Origin of the sequence: Lacticaseibacillus camelliae DSM 22697 = JCM 13995 (assembly GCF_001311195.1) — a bacterium.
Classification (GTDB): Bacteria; Bacillota; Bacilli; order Lactobacillales; family Lactobacillaceae; genus Lacticaseibacillus; species Lacticaseibacillus camelliae.
In genome coordinates, this window is the sequence record NZ_BBAJ01000052.1 from 1 (window position 1) to 16,238 (window position 16,238).

General features: G+C 57.4%; 11 protein-coding genes and 5 pseudogenes. 12 read left to right on the forward strand and 4 right to left on the reverse strand.

The window, feature by feature from the left end; all coding sequences use genetic code 11:
* The 4 genes and pseudogenes from JCM13995_RS09490 to JCM13995_RS09505 form a co-directional block, all read left to right on the forward strand.
* Positions 1-543: NAD(P)-dependent oxidoreductase (locus JCM13995_RS09490; protein ID WP_305068842.1), on the forward strand; the 543-nt coding region annotated here is incomplete at its 5' end.
* Positions 544-796: 253 nt separating this feature from the next.
* Positions 797-2,245, forward strand: a pseudogene (locus JCM13995_RS09495) (NCS2 family permease).
* A 143-nt stretch (positions 2,246-2,388) separates the two neighbouring features.
* On the forward strand, positions 2,389-3,864 hold the full coding sequence (locus JCM13995_RS09500) for an NCS2 family permease (protein WP_054665039.1): 1,476 nt from the start codon (positions 2,389-2,391) through the stop codon (positions 3,862-3,864).
* Positions 3,865-4,302: 438 nt separating this feature from the next.
* Positions 4,303-5,564, forward strand: a pseudogene (locus JCM13995_RS09505) (methionine gamma-lyase family protein).
* A 429-nt stretch (positions 5,565-5,993) separates the two neighbouring features.
* Here the strand turns inward: JCM13995_RS09505 and JCM13995_RS09510 are convergent.
* Together JCM13995_RS09510 and JCM13995_RS09515 are read right to left on the reverse strand one after the other, a co-directional pair.
* Positions 5,994-6,563, reverse strand: a complete 570-nt coding sequence (locus JCM13995_RS09510; RefSeq protein WP_054665015.1) for a GNAT family N-acetyltransferase — start codon at positions 6,561-6,563, stop codon at positions 5,994-5,996.
* Between the two features lie 9 nt (positions 6,564-6,572).
* Positions 6,573-6,896 carry a hypothetical protein gene (locus tag JCM13995_RS09515; protein ID WP_054665018.1) on the reverse strand — a complete coding sequence of 108 codons (324 nt, stop codon included), beginning with the start codon at positions 6,894-6,896 and terminating at the stop codon, positions 6,573-6,575.
* Positions 6,897-7,253: 357 nt separating this feature from the next.
* Here JCM13995_RS09515 and JCM13995_RS09520 point away from each other — a divergent pair.
* The 4 genes and pseudogenes from JCM13995_RS09520 (at position 7,254) to JCM13995_RS09535 (ending at position 10,526) form a co-directional block, all read left to right on the forward strand.
* Positions 7,254-8,592 (forward strand): annotated as a pseudogene (locus JCM13995_RS09520) (replication-associated recombination protein A).
* 40 nt (positions 8,593-8,632) lie between these two features.
* Positions 8,633-9,754: pseudogene (locus tag JCM13995_RS09525) on the forward strand (acetate kinase).
* Positions 9,755-9,864: 110 nt separating this feature from the next.
* Positions 9,865-10,125 (forward strand): AbrB/MazE/SpoVT family DNA-binding domain-containing protein, encoded by a 261-nt coding sequence (locus JCM13995_RS09530; protein ID WP_054665021.1) that lies wholly within the window; start codon positions 9,865-9,867, stop codon positions 10,123-10,125.
* A complete protein-coding gene (locus JCM13995_RS09535; RefSeq protein ID WP_054665024.1) occupies positions 10,125-10,526 on the forward strand; it encodes a type II toxin-antitoxin system death-on-curing family toxin in 402 nt (133 codons plus the stop codon). Before JCM13995_RS09530 ends, JCM13995_RS09535 begins: the two co-directional genes overlap by 1 nt.
* Before the next feature lie 152 nt (positions 10,527-10,678).
* Here the strand turns inward: JCM13995_RS09535 and JCM13995_RS09540 are convergent, their stop codons facing one another.
* Both JCM13995_RS09540 and JCM13995_RS14575 read right to left on the reverse strand, forming a co-directional pair.
* Positions 10,679-11,197, reverse strand: coding sequence for a YcxB family protein (locus JCM13995_RS09540; protein ID WP_054665028.1), 519 nt, complete (start codon positions 11,195-11,197; stop codon positions 10,679-10,681).
* 80 nt (positions 11,198-11,277) lie between these two features.
* The gene (locus tag JCM13995_RS14575) at positions 11,278-11,442 is read right to left on the reverse strand and encodes a hypothetical protein (RefSeq protein ID WP_156314423.1); all 165 of its coding nucleotides are present in this window, start codon (positions 11,440-11,442) and stop codon (positions 11,278-11,280) included.
* Positions 11,443-11,617: 175 nt separating this feature from the next.
* On the opposite strand from JCM13995_RS14575, the pseudogene JCM13995_RS09545 reads away from it, so the two are divergent.
* The 4 genes and pseudogenes from JCM13995_RS09545 to JCM13995_RS09555 all read left to right on the forward strand — a co-directional run bounded on the left by JCM13995_RS09545 (position 11,618) and on the right by JCM13995_RS09555 (position 16,071).
* Positions 11,618-13,979, forward strand: a pseudogene (locus tag JCM13995_RS09545) (phosphoketolase family protein).
* 185 nt (positions 13,980-14,164) lie between these two features.
* Positions 14,165-15,094, forward strand: coding sequence for a baeRF6 domain-containing protein (locus tag JCM13995_RS09550; RefSeq protein WP_054665031.1), 930 nt, complete (start codon positions 14,165-14,167; stop codon positions 15,092-15,094).
* Positions 15,052-15,201: a hypothetical protein gene (locus tag JCM13995_RS14580; protein ID WP_156314424.1), complete on the forward strand. Its 150-nt coding sequence runs from the start codon at positions 15,052-15,054 to the stop codon at positions 15,199-15,201. Before JCM13995_RS09550 ends, JCM13995_RS14580 begins: the two co-directional genes overlap by 43 nt.
* 114 nt (positions 15,202-15,315) lie before the next feature.
* Complete coding sequence (locus JCM13995_RS09555; protein ID WP_054665035.1) at positions 15,316-16,071, forward strand: flavodoxin family protein; 756 nt, start codon at positions 15,316-15,318, stop codon at positions 16,069-16,071.
* The last annotated feature ends 167 nt before the right edge of the window (positions 16,072-16,238 follow it).

Genomic DNA, 16,238 nt, shown 5'->3' on the forward strand with positions numbered 1-16,238 from the left:
GTCGGGGCGGGACGGATCGGCCAGGCTGCCATCCGGCTGTTCTCCGGATTTGGCGCCAACGTTTTGGCGTATGATCCGCATCCGGGACATCCTGAACCGCGGGCGACCTATGTCGAACTCCCTCAGCTGCTGGCCGAGTCCGATGTGGTCGATTTGCATGTGCCAGGGGTGCCGGCCAATTACCACCTGATCGATGACGCCGCGCTAAAGTCGATGAAACCAGACGCGATTTTGGTCAACACGGCGCGCGGCAACTTGGTCGACACCACGGCGCTGCTGAAACACCTGCAGTCCGGCCATCTTGGCGGTGCGGGGATCGACACCTACGAGCACGAATCCCCAGCGTTGCTGCGGTACGAGCAGACCGGCATGTTTTCCGATCCGCAGTGGGAGGCACTGGCGCAACTGCCCAACGTGTTACTGACGCCGCACGTGGCGTATCACACGGCAACAGCAGTGCAGAACATGGTCAACTTTTCGCTGGCGAACCTAGTGAGCTTTTTGACCAGCGGGGAAGCCGTCGATGAGGTCATTATTAAATAGTTGTGCAGGGCCGCGAGGAATCGCGGTTTTTTTGCGGCCGAAAATGGCCGATTCCGCTCGTTTTCAGGCAGGGTGTCGCAACGGAAAATACCAAAAGACGATTTGGCTGGCTATAAACCGGTTGATATTAGGCATTATCCAAATAATACGTGAACAATTTTACTAAATCTCTTACGTAATGTTTGCCTTTTTGCTTGAAAGTTGGGTGAAGACGCGGTATGCTCTAACCATAAAAGCGAACGAGGAGAGAAAAATGGAGAACTTCTTTAAGCTAAAGCAGAACAATACACGTGTTTCAACTGAAATTATGGCGGGTTTAACGACATTCTTTGCGATGTCGTATATTCTTTTCGTTAACCCGCAAGTGCTTTCTCAAACCGGGATGCCCTACCAAGCGGTGTTTCTGGCGACGATCATCGCCAGCGCGGTGGGCACGCTGGTCATGGGGCTGTTCGCCAATGTCCCTTACGCCTTGGCGCCAGGATGGGGCTCAACGCTTTCTTCACTTACACCGTTGTCTTCGCTCTCGGGTACAAGTGGCAACAGGCGCTGGCTCTGGTCTTCATCTGCGGGCTGATCAACATCACCATTACCGTGACGAAGGTCCGGAAGATGATCATCATGGCGATCCCGGAAGTGATGCAGCACGCCATTGGCGGTGGCATCGGGGTGTTCGTCGCCTACATCGGGCTGAAGAACGCCGGCTTCCTGCAGTTCACGTCTGATTCCTCCAACATCTTGTCCGTCAACAACGCCGCCTACAGCGCAACGAAAGCCGTCAAAGGCGTCACTGGCGTTGTGACCGGCGGCGGGATCGTACCGGCCCTGGTCAACTTCACTTCTCCAGGTGCGCTGCTCGCGCTGTTCGGCCTGATCCTGATGACCATTCTGGTCGTTAAAAAGGTTCCTGGGGCCGTGCTGATTGGTATTATCGTCACCACGCTGGTGGGGATCCCGATGGGCGTCACCGACTTGAGCGTTTCCTCTGCGAACAGTCTGGGCAGCTCGTTTGCCGCACTGGGCACTACGTTTGGCGCTGCGTTCTCGCACCAGGGATGGGCAGCCTGTTCACCAATGGTAAGCAGATCCTGATGACCATCATGACGATTTTTGCCTTCAGTTTCTCGGATACCTTCGACACGCTGGGCACCTTTATTGGCACTGGCCGTCGTTCCGGCATTTTCTCCGATAAGGATATTGACGAAATGGAACATGGCTCAGGCTTCTCTTCCAAGATGGACAAGGCGCTGTTCGCCGATTCCATTGCGACCTCGATCGGTGCGGTCTTCGGCACGTCGAACACGACCACGTACGTTGAAAGTGCGGCTGGCATCGGCGCCGGTGGTCGCACCGGGCTGACGGCCGTTACCACCGCGCTTTGCTTCCTGCTGTCGGCGGTCTTTGCCCCACTGATTTCCGTGGTGCCGACGCAGGCCGTTGCCCCAGCCTGATTCTGGTCGGCGTCATGATGGTTTCCAGCTTCAAGGAAATCAACTGGTCCGATCTGTCCGAAGCCGTTCCCGCGTTCATGGCATCGATCGTCATGGGCCTCATCTATAACATCTCATACGGCATTGCGGCTGGGTTCATCTTCTACTGCCTGATCAAGCTGATCGAAGGCAAGGCGAAGGAGATTCATCCGATTCTCGCAATCGTCACCATCGGGTTCATCCTGAACTTCGTGGTGCTCGCGGTCCTTTAACTGAAAACAGTACACAATAGACGGCGACTGGGTTGATCCCCAGCCGCCGTTTTTGGCTAAACCCGAACATTAAATTCGCTTTCATGAAAAATGCCCCATTTTCTGGTTGAATTTTATGAAAAAAAACGCATATCGTGAAAGACATTAAATCATTCAGAGGGGCGAATCATGGCACACTTTTTCAGCTGAAAGAAAATGGCACTAATGTCCGAACGGAAATCTTGGCGGGTCTGACAACATTCTTCGCGATGTCGTACATCCTCTTCGTGGCCCCAGCCACGCTGTCGCTCACCGGCATGCCGAGTCAGGCCGTGTTCCTGGCCACCATTGTCGCCAGTGTGGCCGGCACGTTGGTCATGGGGCTGTTTGCGAACGTTCCATACGCGCTGGCCCCTGGGCTAGGCCTGCAGGCGTTCTTCACGTACACCGTCGTCGCGGGTCTTGGCTTTACCTGGCAGGAGGCACTGGCGCTGGTCTTCCTGTGCGGCGTGATCAACATTCTGATCACCGTGACTAAGATCCGCAAGCTGATCATCACCGCGATCCCGACGGTGCTCCAGCACGCGATCGGCGGCGGCATTGGGATCTTCGTTGCTTACATCGGGCTGAAAAACGCGGGTTTTCTGCAGTTCACGAGTAACGCCGGCGGCATTCTCAGTGTCAACGGCAAGGCCGCGAGCGGCAGTTTTGCCCATGGCGTCAACAGCGTGGTCACCGGCGGCAGCGGCATCACGCCGGCGTTGGTCAACTTCACTCAGCCAGGGGCAATCGTTGCGCTGATTGGGCTCTTGCTGATGGCTGTGCTCGTCGTGAAAAAGGTGCCAGGGGCGGTGCTGATCGGCATCGTGGCTACCACCTTGATCGGGATTCCGTTTGGCGTCACCAACCTGCACCTGGCCGCCGGCAATTCGCTGGGGACCGCGATCGGCCAACTTGGCACCACGTTTGGCGCCGCTTTTTCCAGCAAGGGCTTCGGCAGTTTGTTCACCGACACCAATCACATTCTGCTGTCGGTCATGACGATTTTCTCCTTCAGTTTCTCGGATATTTTTGACACTTTGGGCACTTTCATCGGCACAGGCCGCCGGACCGGGATCTTTTCCGACGAGGACATGGCCAACATGAACCGCGGTTCTGGCTTCTCGTCCAAAATGGACCGCGCGCTGTTCTCTGACGCGATTGCCACTGGCGTCGGCTCGATTTTCGGCACCTCCAACGTCACCGTGTTTGTTGAAAGTGCGGCCGGCATTGGGGCCGGTGGCCGCACCGGGTTGACGGCGGTCGTCGTGGCTGCGTGCTTCGCGCTGAGTTCACTGCTTTCACCGCTCATCGCGGTCGTGCCGAGCGAGGCGGTCGCGCCAGCTTTGATCATGGTCGGGGTCATGATGATGTCGAGCTTTAAGGAAATTAACTGGAGCGACCTGGAAGAGGCGGTTCCGGCGTTCATGGCGTCGATCGTGATGGCGCTGGTTTACAACATTTCATACGGGATCGCAGCCGGCTTCATTTTCTACTGCCTGATCAAGCTGATCACCGGCAAAGCCAAGGACGTGCATCCGGTGCTGTGGATCGTCACAGGGGGCTTTATTCTCGACTTTATCTTTATGGCCATTCTTTAAACCGCCAAGGAAAAACGGCAAAAGCACCACAATGCCGTCACAGTTTCTTCACCTGGGCCCGGTAATCTTATAAGAGTAGAAGCAAGATGCTTCTCACTCCTAAACATTCTTCATTCACTCCTCCCAAGTGATGTGCGTGACGCGTTCCCCCAAAGCGTGATCACGTTCCCCAGTAACGCCGCCGGTCCCCCAACCGGCGGCGCTTTTTTTGCAAGGTGCGCAGGGTCGCGACCCCGGAGCCCGATTATGCAAGGTGCGCAGGGCTCGCGGTTTTAGCCCGATGATTGCCTTCACCCCCCAATACTTTCCGTGCACCTTACCGCTTCCTCTCGTATACTGGAAGAGGTGATAAGTAATGAAGAAGTTTGAAAATGGCGGCGCCCCGCCAAGCGCAGGTGCTGGCCGGTAAATTTTTGCACAAGACACAAGGAGAAAAGCATGAGTTGGAAAGATGATTTTGATCCAGAGCTGATCAAGCGCGTTCAGGAAGTCGACGAGGAAATCGCGCCGAAGCTGGCGGCCATTGATGACCAAATCATGGAAAACCAAGCCAAGGTCCTCAAGGCGTTCCGTGATCACAATGTCGCCACGACGGACTTGTCAGGGTCCACGGGTTACGGCCAAGACGACGAGGGTCGCGATAAGCTAGAGGCAATTTACGCGCAGGTCCTCGGCGGCGAGGACGCGCTGGTGCGGCCGCAGTTTGTCTCAGGCACGCACGCAATCGGCGTCGGGCTGCTCGGGCTGGTGCGGCCAGGAGATGAGATTCTTTACATCACCGGCGAACCTTACGACACCCTGCAGGAAGTCCTCGGCATGGCTGGCAACGCGATTGGCAGCCCCAAGGAGTACGGCATTAAGGCCGATTACGTGCCGCTGCCAGACAGCGGTGACGTCGACTTGGCGGCGGTGAAAGCGCGTGTCGCCAAGGATCAACCGCGGGTCGTTGCCATCCAGCGCTCTTGCGGCTACGCAACGCGCGATTCGTTCACGATTGCGAAAATTGCCGAGATGATCAAGGCGGTCCGCAGCGTCATGCCTGACACCTGGATTTTCGTGGACAACGCATACGGCGAATTTTCTGAAACCAAAGAGCCGCTTGAAGTCGGGGCCGATATCATGGCGGGTTCCCTGTTCAAAAACGGTGGCGGCGGCATGCTCAAGACCGGTGGCTATATTGTCGGGCGCAAGGACCTGGTTGAGCGGGTGTCGTACCGCTTCACCGTGCCGGGTCTTGGCGGTGCCGAGGGGGCCACGTTCGGCGTGCTGGACGCGATGTTCCAGGGCTTTTTCCAGGCGCCTTCCGTCACCGGCAACGCCATTAAAGGCGCGGTGTTCGAGGCGGCCCTCCTGGCGAAAATGGGCCTGCCGGTGCGGCCAAGTTGGGACGCGCCGCGCACCGACCTGATTCAAACCGTCAACTTTGGCAATCCCGACGACATGATTCGCTTCACCGAGGCGCTTCAGCACAACATGCCAATCGATTCATTTATCACACCGATTCCCGAAGCCACTGCCGGTTACGAGGATAAGGTGATCATGGCCGACGGGTCGTTCGTCGAGGCTCAACGATTGAGTTTTCCGCCGACGGGCCGCTGCGCCCGCCATACACCCTGTATATCCAGGGCGGATTGACGTATGCACACGCTAAGCTGGGCATCATCGGCGCTGTGCAGGACGTATTTTATAACAAAGATTAATAATTTAAAAATGCACCGGCGCTCACTTTTTCGTGAGCGTCGGTGCAATTTTGATTCGCGTGAGAGCATGATGATGAAGTTTCGTTAATCCAATGAGGATGCGTCCCAATGGCTAGGCAAGTAGGCTGCGGCCCAATATAATAACGAGAGCAGAAACGTTTGGAGCGAAGGCCTCGCATTCGAAAGAAGGCGAGGCTTATGAGCTTGAGTTTCATAACCTTGATTTCCAGTAGAAAGGAAGTACAGGTTTGCTTTTGATTGCCATCTTGGCGACAATCACACCTTTATCAGTCAACTGACAGGGCTTGTCTTAGCGACAGCCCTGCTCGTTGAGGCGCTATGCCAACTGATAAAGTCATTCGGCCGCGGCCGAAAAATAGCAAACTAAAAGCCGCCTGAACTTGAGTCAGTCGAACTCGGTGAGACATCTTAAAAATGGAACGCCGGGTCATCGGCAACCTGATCGCGAGTCAGGGTCAGCTGCAGCAGTGGCACCTTTTCGCCGTTCGGCATGGTGCGGGTGTGGTGAGCCGGCGCGCTGGTGAAGCCAAAGCCTGCCAGCAGGTCGACGGCCGCCTCCGCCGTTTCCGGCAGCACGGCGTAGAGCTCCTTTAGCCCTAGTTCGAAAAAGGCGAACCCAGCCACGCGTGGTACGATTTCCTGCATGACTTCCGGCGCGGTTTCGGGCAGCTGCTCAAAGCGCACCTGGGCCGAGGTCATCCCTGAATCAAAGCGCCACAGGCAAATGCTGCCGAGAAATTCCTTTGTCTGGCGGTCGCCGATGCCGTAAAGTAGGGCCTGGTCGCTCATGACCAGCCGCATCGAGTGGTTGACATAGCGGGCCGTGTCCTCGACGGACTGATCGCGCTCACGGCCGGAAAGCGCCGCCTGAGTCCGATCGGCCCGCAGCCGGGCGACGTCTTTTAACTTGTACAGTGTCAGCCAGTCCAGCTGGTAGTGGACCGACAGCAGCGGGTGGTACTTTTCAAACTTGGCCATGCTGTCTCCTTAATGAATGCCTTGCCCGTTCGCGTCTGCGATTGGTTCGTTGAAGTTCTGGTGGTAGTACGCCTGCGTGATCACCTTGTACTTGCCATTGGCGAACTTGGCAATCAAGTTGCCGGGCACCGCGATCTGGGCCTCGGCTTGCGGCAGGTGCAGCTCGACGCTGGGCACTTTAGTGAGCGCCACGTAGCGCGCGTCGTCGCCGAAGAACGCCTCGATGTCGGCGCGGGTCAGATCCGCCCGCACCAGCATGAAGTAGGTCATTTTGGCCGTGGAAAAGGCGGTGAACTCACCGCTGGGGAAACTTTGGTCATTAGCATCGGCCATTTTGGTCACTCCTTTGTAAAGGCTGCATGATGCGCCTGGGTGCGCTTGTCATCGGGCTCCGTGCTGGCAACGCGGGAGCGGCTAGCTACGCTCAAGCCCTCACCGAAAAAAACGTCGGCAATGGCTTGAGCTAGGCTACCCATCCCGCTAAGACCGCCAGCTCTGCGCACCTTGCTTTAATCGGGCTCCGAGTTCGCAACGCGGGAGCATGTAGCTACGCTCAAGTCCTCACCGGCAAAGCGCGCCGGTAATGGCTCGAGCTAGGCTACATGTCCCGCTAAGTGCGCGAACTCTGCGCACCTTGTAGTGTAGCATATCCGCCTCAATGTTATCATAAGGCTGAAAGAAGGTGGCGTGATGCCGTCTCTATTTGATCAAAATCCGGCGCAGACTCAGCCGCTTGCCAGCCGCATGCGGCCGACGACTTTGGCCGAGTTTGTTGGCCAAAAGCACCTGATCGGCAAGGACAAGGTGCTCGCCAAACTTATTGAAAATGACGAAATTCCGTCCATGATTTTCTGGGGCCCACCTGGTGTCGGCAAAACGACGCTGGCGCAGATCATCGCTCGCCAAACCAAGGCCCAGTTCGTGACTTTTTCTGCCGTCACTGCTGGCATCAAGGAAATCAAGCAGGTGATGGAAGAGGCCGAGCAGAACCGGTCGCTCGGGCAGAAGACCATCGTGTTTGTCGACGAAATTCACCGCTTCAACAAGGCGCAGCAGGACGCCTTTTTGCCGTACGTGGAACGCGGGTCGATCACGCTGATTGGCGCAACCACTGAGAACCCGTCGTTTGAGGTCAACGCCGCGCTGCTGTCGCGCACCCGAGTGTTCGTGCTCAAGCAGCTGACCCAGGACGACCTGATCGAGCTGCTCAAGCGGGCACTGAAGGATCCGCGCGGCTACGGCCTGCAGCAGGTAAAAATTGCGCCGGAGCTGCTGGGGATGATCGCCGACTTTGCAACGGGGATGCCCGCATTGCCCTGAACACCCTGGAAATGGCAGTCACCAACGCTGAAACGGACCCGGGCAAGACCATCACCGTCACCAAGGCGGCGGTGTCGCAATTGTTGACCAAAAAGGCGCTGCTGTATGACAAGAACGGCGAGGAGCACTACAACCTGATTTCAGCGCTGCACAAGTCGATGCGAAACTCTGACGTGGACGCTGCGGTCTACTGGCTGGCGCGGATGCTGGAAGCCGGCGAGGACCCGCTGTACATTGCTCGCCGCCTAGTCCGGTTTGCCTCCGAGGACATTGGCATGGCGGACTCGCGGGCGCTGGAGATCTGCACCAGCGTCTTTCAGGCCTGCCAGTTCATCGGCATGCCGGAGTGCACGGTCCACCTGACCCATGCGGTCGTGTACCTGAGCCTGGCGCCGAAGAGCAACGCCTTGTACACCGCTTACGAAGCCGCGAAAAAAGACGCGACCGAGACGTTAGCCGAGCCAGTGCCGCTGCAAATCAGAAACGGCGTCACCGACCTGATGCAGGACCTCGGCTACGGCAAGGACTATCAGTACGCGCACAACAACCCGGATAAGTTGACCACGATGCAGACAATGCCGGATAATTTAAAGGGTAAACAGTATTACCACCCAACGGACCAAGCAGTGAAGCCAAGGTTCAGGCGCGCCTGGCGCAGATCAAGGCATGGCACCGCCAGCACGACCCGGAGCAGAAGTTGGAAAAATAGGATACAATATAGTCGCACACAACGGATAGGAGCTGAGAACATGGTCAAAATACTCGCAGTCAACGCAGGTAGTTCTACGCTGAAGTGGAAGTTGTTCGAGATGCCGGCGGAACAAATGCTGGCCGACGGGCTGATCGATCGCCTCGGGCAGGCTGAGTCCAGCGTGAAGATCAAGTATGGCGACCAGGTTTACCGCTCCGGGCACGCGATCCGCAACTACCACGAGGCCGTGGCCGATGTCATGACCGAGCTCAAGGACCTTGGGTTGGTCCAGCATCTGCACGAGATCGTCGGCGTCGGGCACCGGGTCGTGGCCGGCGGCGAGGAGTTCAGCGAGTCCGTCGTGATCGATCCACAGGTGCTGCAGGACATTCGCGATTTGAAGGATTACGCGCCGCTGCACAACCCGGTCGAGGCCGAGTACATCGATGTGTTCTGTAAAGAAATGCCTTGGGCGACCCAGGTGGCGGTGTTTGACACCGCGTTCCACCAGACAATGCCGGCGGAGAATTTTCTCTACAGCATCCCGCACCAGTACTACGAAAAGTACGGCGCCCGCAAGTACGGGGCGCACGGTACCAGCGTCCGCTACGTCTCCCAGCGCGCGGCCGAGTTCCTGGGCCGGCCGCTGGATCAGCTGAAAATGATCGTCATGCACCTGGGCTCTGGGTCCAGCGTGACCGCCGTGCAAAACGGCCGGTCCGTCGACACCTCGATGGGCTTCACCCCGGTGGCCGGTGTCACCATGGGCACGCGCAGTGGGGACATCGACCGTCGCTTTTGCAGTACCTGATGCGCAAGTTGAAGATCACTAATTTTGACGACATTATCACTATGCTGAATCAGCGTTCGGGGCTGCTCGGCATTTCCGAACTGTCTGCCGACCAGCGGGATCTGGAGGCCATCGAGGACGAAGACCCCTTGGCCAAGCTGGCGCTGGATATCTACGCCAACCGCGTCGCCAAGTACGTCGGCAGTTACGCGGCGCTGATGAACGGCGTCGACGTGCTGGTCTTCACGGCCGGCGTCGGCGAAAATGCCGGCGCGCGGCAAGGAAGCTAACGTTTCTGCCCCAGACGCCACCGTCCAAACCCTGGTCATCCCAACTAACGAAGAATTGATGATTGTCCGGGACGTGCAGGACCGGTTGCCACGTCACTAGTGCCTGCGTGACACTAAAATTACCTAAACGAGGCACGGGGGTCTGTCTGGCAACACATGGACTTGCTCCGTGCGTATCGACTGTATATACTACATATACGAGGTGATGACATGATTGATCCTGCAAAGTTGAAACATCGACAAGATCGGAAAGTTGGCCAAAGCAATAGCAGCTTATACGTCACCATTCCGCGAGAGGTCGCCAAAGACCTTGGTATCAATAAGGGAGACAGCGTCACCATCGGCGAAAGTGATGGTCAAGTTGTGCTTATTCCGACCAAGCAACGAGACGCTGCCCTGGCGACGGTGGCAAGAATACAGGGGCTAATTGCTGAGAATAAGGATGCGCTTGATTATTTGGCAGACCGCTGATGAAGTATTTGAGTCAGTCTGAGTTAATCACGATTAACGTCTGCCTTCAGCAAGAAGCCAATCAAAGGGCCTCCATTCGTGATGCGAAGGCCTTGGATTACATTGTTCGATCCGCTCATCAAGACGTTTTTGGCCAGCAACTGTATGCTAATGCAACCGACTTGGCGATCTTCTATTTCGTCAAGCTGATTAAAAAGCATGTATTTAATGACGGCAATAAACGAACCGCCTATCTAAGTTTTCTTGATTGTCTCGCTTTAAACCACATTACTTTTAAGCCGGACTCGGCTCAGCGACGTCAGCTGGCAGAGCTGGCAATTCACGTGGCACGGGTTGATGGCGAGCCACAGAGTCTTTGGAATGAAGTTAAGGCGATCGTGCAAGAGATGCTCATAAAGTAACCCCGAACCAGGATGACGCTAGATTGCGATTATCCTGGTTTTTGTTTTTGTAGATAAGACCTAGTTGATCATCTAACAACAGCGCATACAAAAAAAGCGACCAGTGAATGGTCGTTGAGCGCGCGTTCCTATGAAGTGAATCGCGCATGGTTTTACCCAACTCTGACCAGAGCTTTTGGCATGTTGGCTTTGATGATGGTGCGCAGTTCCTGAATCTGGCTGTCGGTCATCGTGGCTTTGGAAATCAGCACGCCTTGCGATTTGGCCACCATTAGAATAAATAGCCTGGGGGTTTCGGCCGCCTCCAAGAAGGCCGACCAATTTGAATGGCTGGTGCTGGTTGATGCGCTCATGGTGAGCCCGGTATCATCGATCAGAAACGAGCGCTTGCTGAACACGGCGGCATTTTTCGGTGAGCGGAAGGCGCGGGCGGTGCGCACGCGCGTCAGCAGCGGCAAATACACGATGAAGAAGACCCCGAGAAAAATTACCGCACTGGCGGAGCCCCAGACCCATCTGCCCGTGATGCCCAGCCAGCCGCCAATGCCAATTGCCGCCAGTCCGCACACCAGCAGGATCCGCCGCAGCCAGCGAATATTGCTCTGTCGCTGAAACCACTGCTGATAGGCCAAATAGTCTTGCTGACTGATGGTGAGATCCTTGAGCTCCATGGCAACCGCCTCCGTTGGCAACAGTATAAACTTTGCTAGCTTTGGGGACAAGCGTGACGTAAAACGATTGCTGAGAACATTTAAAATCTTAACCGGCCGTGCGGCTGCTGGCGGTCGACGGCCACGGCGACGCCCATCAGGACCAAGACGGCGATGGCCGGCAGAATGGCCCCAATCGTGACCAACGCGATCAGCGCCAGGACTGCGATCGTAATGATGACCCCATCAAACCATGGTGTTTTCATTTGTAAGCCCCCTAATGAAAAACCTTTCCTCATGCTCAGTTTATCACCTTTTTAGGACCGCGAGCGGGTTTTTAAGCGCGGCAAGCCGATGAGTCAAATCATTCGGTGCAACTTGCATTCAGGCGTACAATTTGGTTGATTGATGACGGCCTCAACAAGAAAGCAGGGGAGTTTGATGACCAATAATTACGATTCACCAGCTTATTTTGACCTCATGACGCGCTACTGGCAGGCGGCCAACTATCTGTCAGTCGGGCAGCTGTACCTGCGCGCTAACCCGCTGCTTAAGCGCCCGCTGACAGCCAGTGACGTGAAGTTCAACCCGCTCGGCCACTGGGGCACGATCGCCGGGCAGAATTTTATCTACACGCACCTCAACCGTCTGATCAATAAATACGACCTGAACATGTTTTACATCGAAGGGCCGGGGCACGGCGGCCAGGTCATGCTGTCGAACGCCTACTTGGATGGCACGTACACTGAAACTTACCCCAATATTACCCAGGATGAGGCGGGGATGCAGGTGCTGTTCAAGCAGTTCTCCTTCCCGGGCGGCGCGGCGAGTCACGCCAACGCGCAGATCCCCGGCTCCATTCACGAAGGCGGCGAGCTCGGCTACTCGCTGAGCCACGCCACTGGGGCGATCCTCGACAATCCGGACGTGATTGCCGCCACGGTGATCGGTGACGGCGAAAGTGAAACCGGGCCGCTGGCGGCCTCTTGGTTCTCCAACACTTTCATCAACCCGATCACGGACGGCGCGGTGCTGCCCATCGTCGACATGAACGGCTACAAGATCTCCAACCCCACGATCCTGGCGCGCAAGTCGGATGACGACCTGCGCCAGTATTACGCGGGGATGGGCTGGGAGCCGTACTTTGTCGAAGGCGACGACGCCAAAACGCTCAACCCAATCATGGCGCAGACGCTGGACACGATGATCGAAAAAATCCAGCAGATCCAGCGCCAGGCCCGCGCCATCAGCGATGCCGGCATGCCGCACTGGCCGGTGTTGATCCTGCGCACGCCGAAGGGCTGGACCGGCCCGAAGGAATGGGACGGCAACAAGATTGAAGGGTCGTTCCGCGCGCACCAGATCCCGATTCCCGTGTCCCGCGATCATATGGAGCATGCCGATGCCTTGGTCAAGTGGCTGGAGTCGTACCACCCCGAGGACCTGTTTGACGAACACGGCACGCTGAAGCCCGAGCTCAAGGCGCTAACCCCAAAGGGCACGCGGCGCATGGCGGCCAACCCGATCACGAACGTCGGCGGCAAGGTGCCGCTGGTGCTGCCGGACTTTCGTCAGTACGCGCTGCCGATTGGCAAGCGCGGCCAGGACGTGCGCCAGGACATGGTGATTTGGTCCGATTACCTGCGGGACTTGATTCGCCTGAACCTCACAATTTTCGGGTGTTTGGACCGGACGAGACGATGTCCAACCGGCTGTTTGGCATTTTTGACGCAAGCGGTCGCCAGTGGGAGGAGCAGATCACCCACAGCGGCTACGACGAGGACATGAATGCGGCCGGGCGCATCATTGATTCGCAGCTGTCCGAGCACCAGGCGGAAGGCTTTCTGGAAGGGTACACGCTGACCGGCCGGCACGGCATTTTCACGTCCTACGAGGCCTTCTTGCGCGTGGTGGACTCGATGCTGACTCAGTACTTCAAGTGGCTGCGCGAGGCGGCCGAGCAGCCCTGGCACCGGCCGTACCCGTCCTTGAACGTGGTGTCGACGTCGACCTCGTTCCAGCAGGACCACAACGGCTACACCCACATGGATCCCGGCGTCTTGACCCACCTGGCAGAGAAAAAAGGCCAGTACATTCGCGAGTACCTGCCGGCGGATGCCAACTCGCTCCTGGCGATTTCTCCGCAGGTCTTCAGCAGCGAAAACACGATCAACCTGCTGATCACGTCCAAGCAGCCGCGGCCGCAGTTTTACTCGATTGAAGAAGCCACGGTGCTGGCGCGCGCGGGCCTGAAGCGCATCGACTGGGCGTCCAACGACGATGGCGTGGCGCCAGACATCGTGATCGCGGCGGCGGGCACCGAGCCGAACCTGGAAAGCCTGGCGGCGATCGACCTGCTGCATCAGCATTTTCCTCGCCTCAAGATGCGCTTCATCAACGTGGTCGACCTCTTGAAACTGAAAAAAAAGACGATCCGCGGGCGCTGGATGATGAGACGTTTGACGCTTACTTCACGCCGGACAAGCCGGTGCTGTTTGCCTTCCACGGCTATGAGGACCTGATCCGCGCCGTTTTCTTCGACCGGCACAACCGCCACCTGATCGTACACGGCTTTCGCGAGGAAGGCGCGATCACCACGCCGTTTGACATGCGCGTGCTCAATCACCTCGACCGCTTCCACTTGGCCAAGGACGTGGTCTTGCACCTGCCGCAGCGGCTTGAAGCCAGCGGCGACTTCATTCAGCTGATGGATGACACTCTGCAGCGCCATGACGCTTACATTCGCGAAACTGGCGAGGACCTGCCCGAAGTCCGCGATTGGGTCTGGCAACCGATCAAATAAGCGCAAGTGGTGCTGATTGAAAAACCAGCGCGCACCTTGGTATGGTTAAACTGAAGCCCAAACAGGGCCACGAAAAGGAGGACTAATATGGCAACAGACACGCAACTCTCCTTGCGAGACTTTTTAAGCAGCACCGCTGAAGGGCGTTTGTTTCCTTGTACCTACCCCTTGAGGCGGACCGCACGGTGGAGCAGACTCGCCTGACGCTGCGGCACCTGGCTGCGCACGCTAAGGATGTGATGGCGCAAACGCACCCGGGCACTGATTTTGCTCCGTATGAGGCGAGCCTCAAGGCGGCCGCCGGCGATCAGCCGCTGATTTCAATCATTGGCCAAGGCTCGGCGCTGCTCAGCAACGGTCAGGAGGCCATCGCGTTGGGACTCGAATACGCAGTGAGCCCCACGGCGATGACCACGGACCGGCCGCAGCTTCTGCCGCTGGTCCTGGATGCCCAGCGCCAGTTCGACTTCGACCTGCTACTCTTGCAGCGCGATAAAATTGCGCTGGCCCTGAACCGCGGGGATGTGCTGACGATGGTCGACCTGCCTGACGACGCTCCAGTGACTTTGCTTGGCACGCTGGGCACGGAAAAGCGCGGGGGGTCAGTGAACACGGTCGCGCAGGGGCCGGGGCAGGCAAGTTACCACGGCCATGCCGACCGCGCCAGTGAAGAGGAAATCGACCGTCGCCGCTACTACCAGGCGGTGGATACCTACCTCCTCGACCATTATTCCAACCCTAACCAGCGGCGCCTGATCCTCTTCGGCCTGCCGGAAAACATTGCGGTGTTCCGCGAGATCAGCCGCAATCCGCACCTCAGCGGGTCCATGCAAGTCGAGCAAAACCCCGGCAACATGAGCCTGGGTGACATCGACCTGGCGCTGGACGACTTGCGGCAAGACTACGCCGATCGCCACGCAGACGAAACGCTGGCCTTGCTGGAAACGGCCCGCGGCAGCGGCAAGTACGTCGAAGACTCGGCGGCATCATTGAAGCGCTGCAGCAGCGCTCGCTGGACACCTTGGTACTGCGGCAGGGCGCGCGAATTCGCGGGGTGCTGGAAGAAGACCGCTTGGAAACAGACGGCCCCGCGGCCGAGCACAACAATCTGCTGAATGATCTAGCGGCGATGACCCTGGCCCAGGGTGGTAAGGTGGCAGTGGTGCCGGACAATCTGCTGCGGCTGCGTGTGGCAGGTGTGCGGCGGTACCGCGAAGCCTAAGCTTAACAATCGCGCCCAGGACTCACGTACCGTGGGGCCTGGGCGTTTTTGCTTGCGCCAAAATTTAATTGCAAGATTAGAATCATTCTCGTACAGTGTATCTGAGGTGGGAAGATGAAAATCGTGGGGTTGTATGGCGGACAGGACCCTAATGGGCTGACCGCTCAGTATCTAAAGGCCGTGCTGGCCGGGGCCAGCGGCGCGGAGACGGAGTTTGTGGATCTGAATCAGTACATTATTCGACCGGATGTGCCAGGTGAGGCGAACCCCGCCTTGGATGAGCTGGAAGGCAAGCTCGCCGCCGCTGACGTCTGGGTGCTGGGCAGCCCGACGTACTTTGGCACCGTGGCGGGGCAGTTCAAACAATTTTTCGACTGCTTCCGCCACCGGATGGTGCGCATGACGCACGACGCCGACACGCTGCCGGGTAAGTACAAGGACAAGCACTACGTCAGCGTGTCGAGCTGTTTTGCCAGCGGTTTGGATAACACGTTCACGCACCAAACCGACGCCACGTTCACGATGATCGACAAGGCGATGAGCGCGGCAGGCATTCACAAGGTCGCGGAGCTGGTCCTGCCAGGGACGTGGGGGATGACCACGGTCCCAGCCAAGAAGGTGGCGCAGGCCAAGGCCGTTGGAGCCAAGCTGACCGCCAAGAAGCGAAAGGATGATGAAACCTTGAAACGCTACATGTTGCTTTTCGGCATGATCGCCGTGATGGCACTGGCCACCATGGGCATTCAGCAGCTGCTGCCCTGGACCACCAGCAGTTTTTGGCTGCGGTATGTCAGCTTCGTGATCATTTTCTTCGTGCTTCTGGCCTGCATCCTGCACTACATGACCTTCGTGCGGCACCACCGGCGGTAAGTTGAGTTTTCTCAATCAAACAGGCTCAGACATAATTAACCTAGTCGCGTTCCACAAAGCAACGCCCAGACACGCAAACGTCCCTGCATCGCGATTCGAAGTGCGAATCGTGATGCAGGGACGCCTGCGTTTTGGGCTAAAACCGCTTTGTGTCTCAGCCTCTTTTT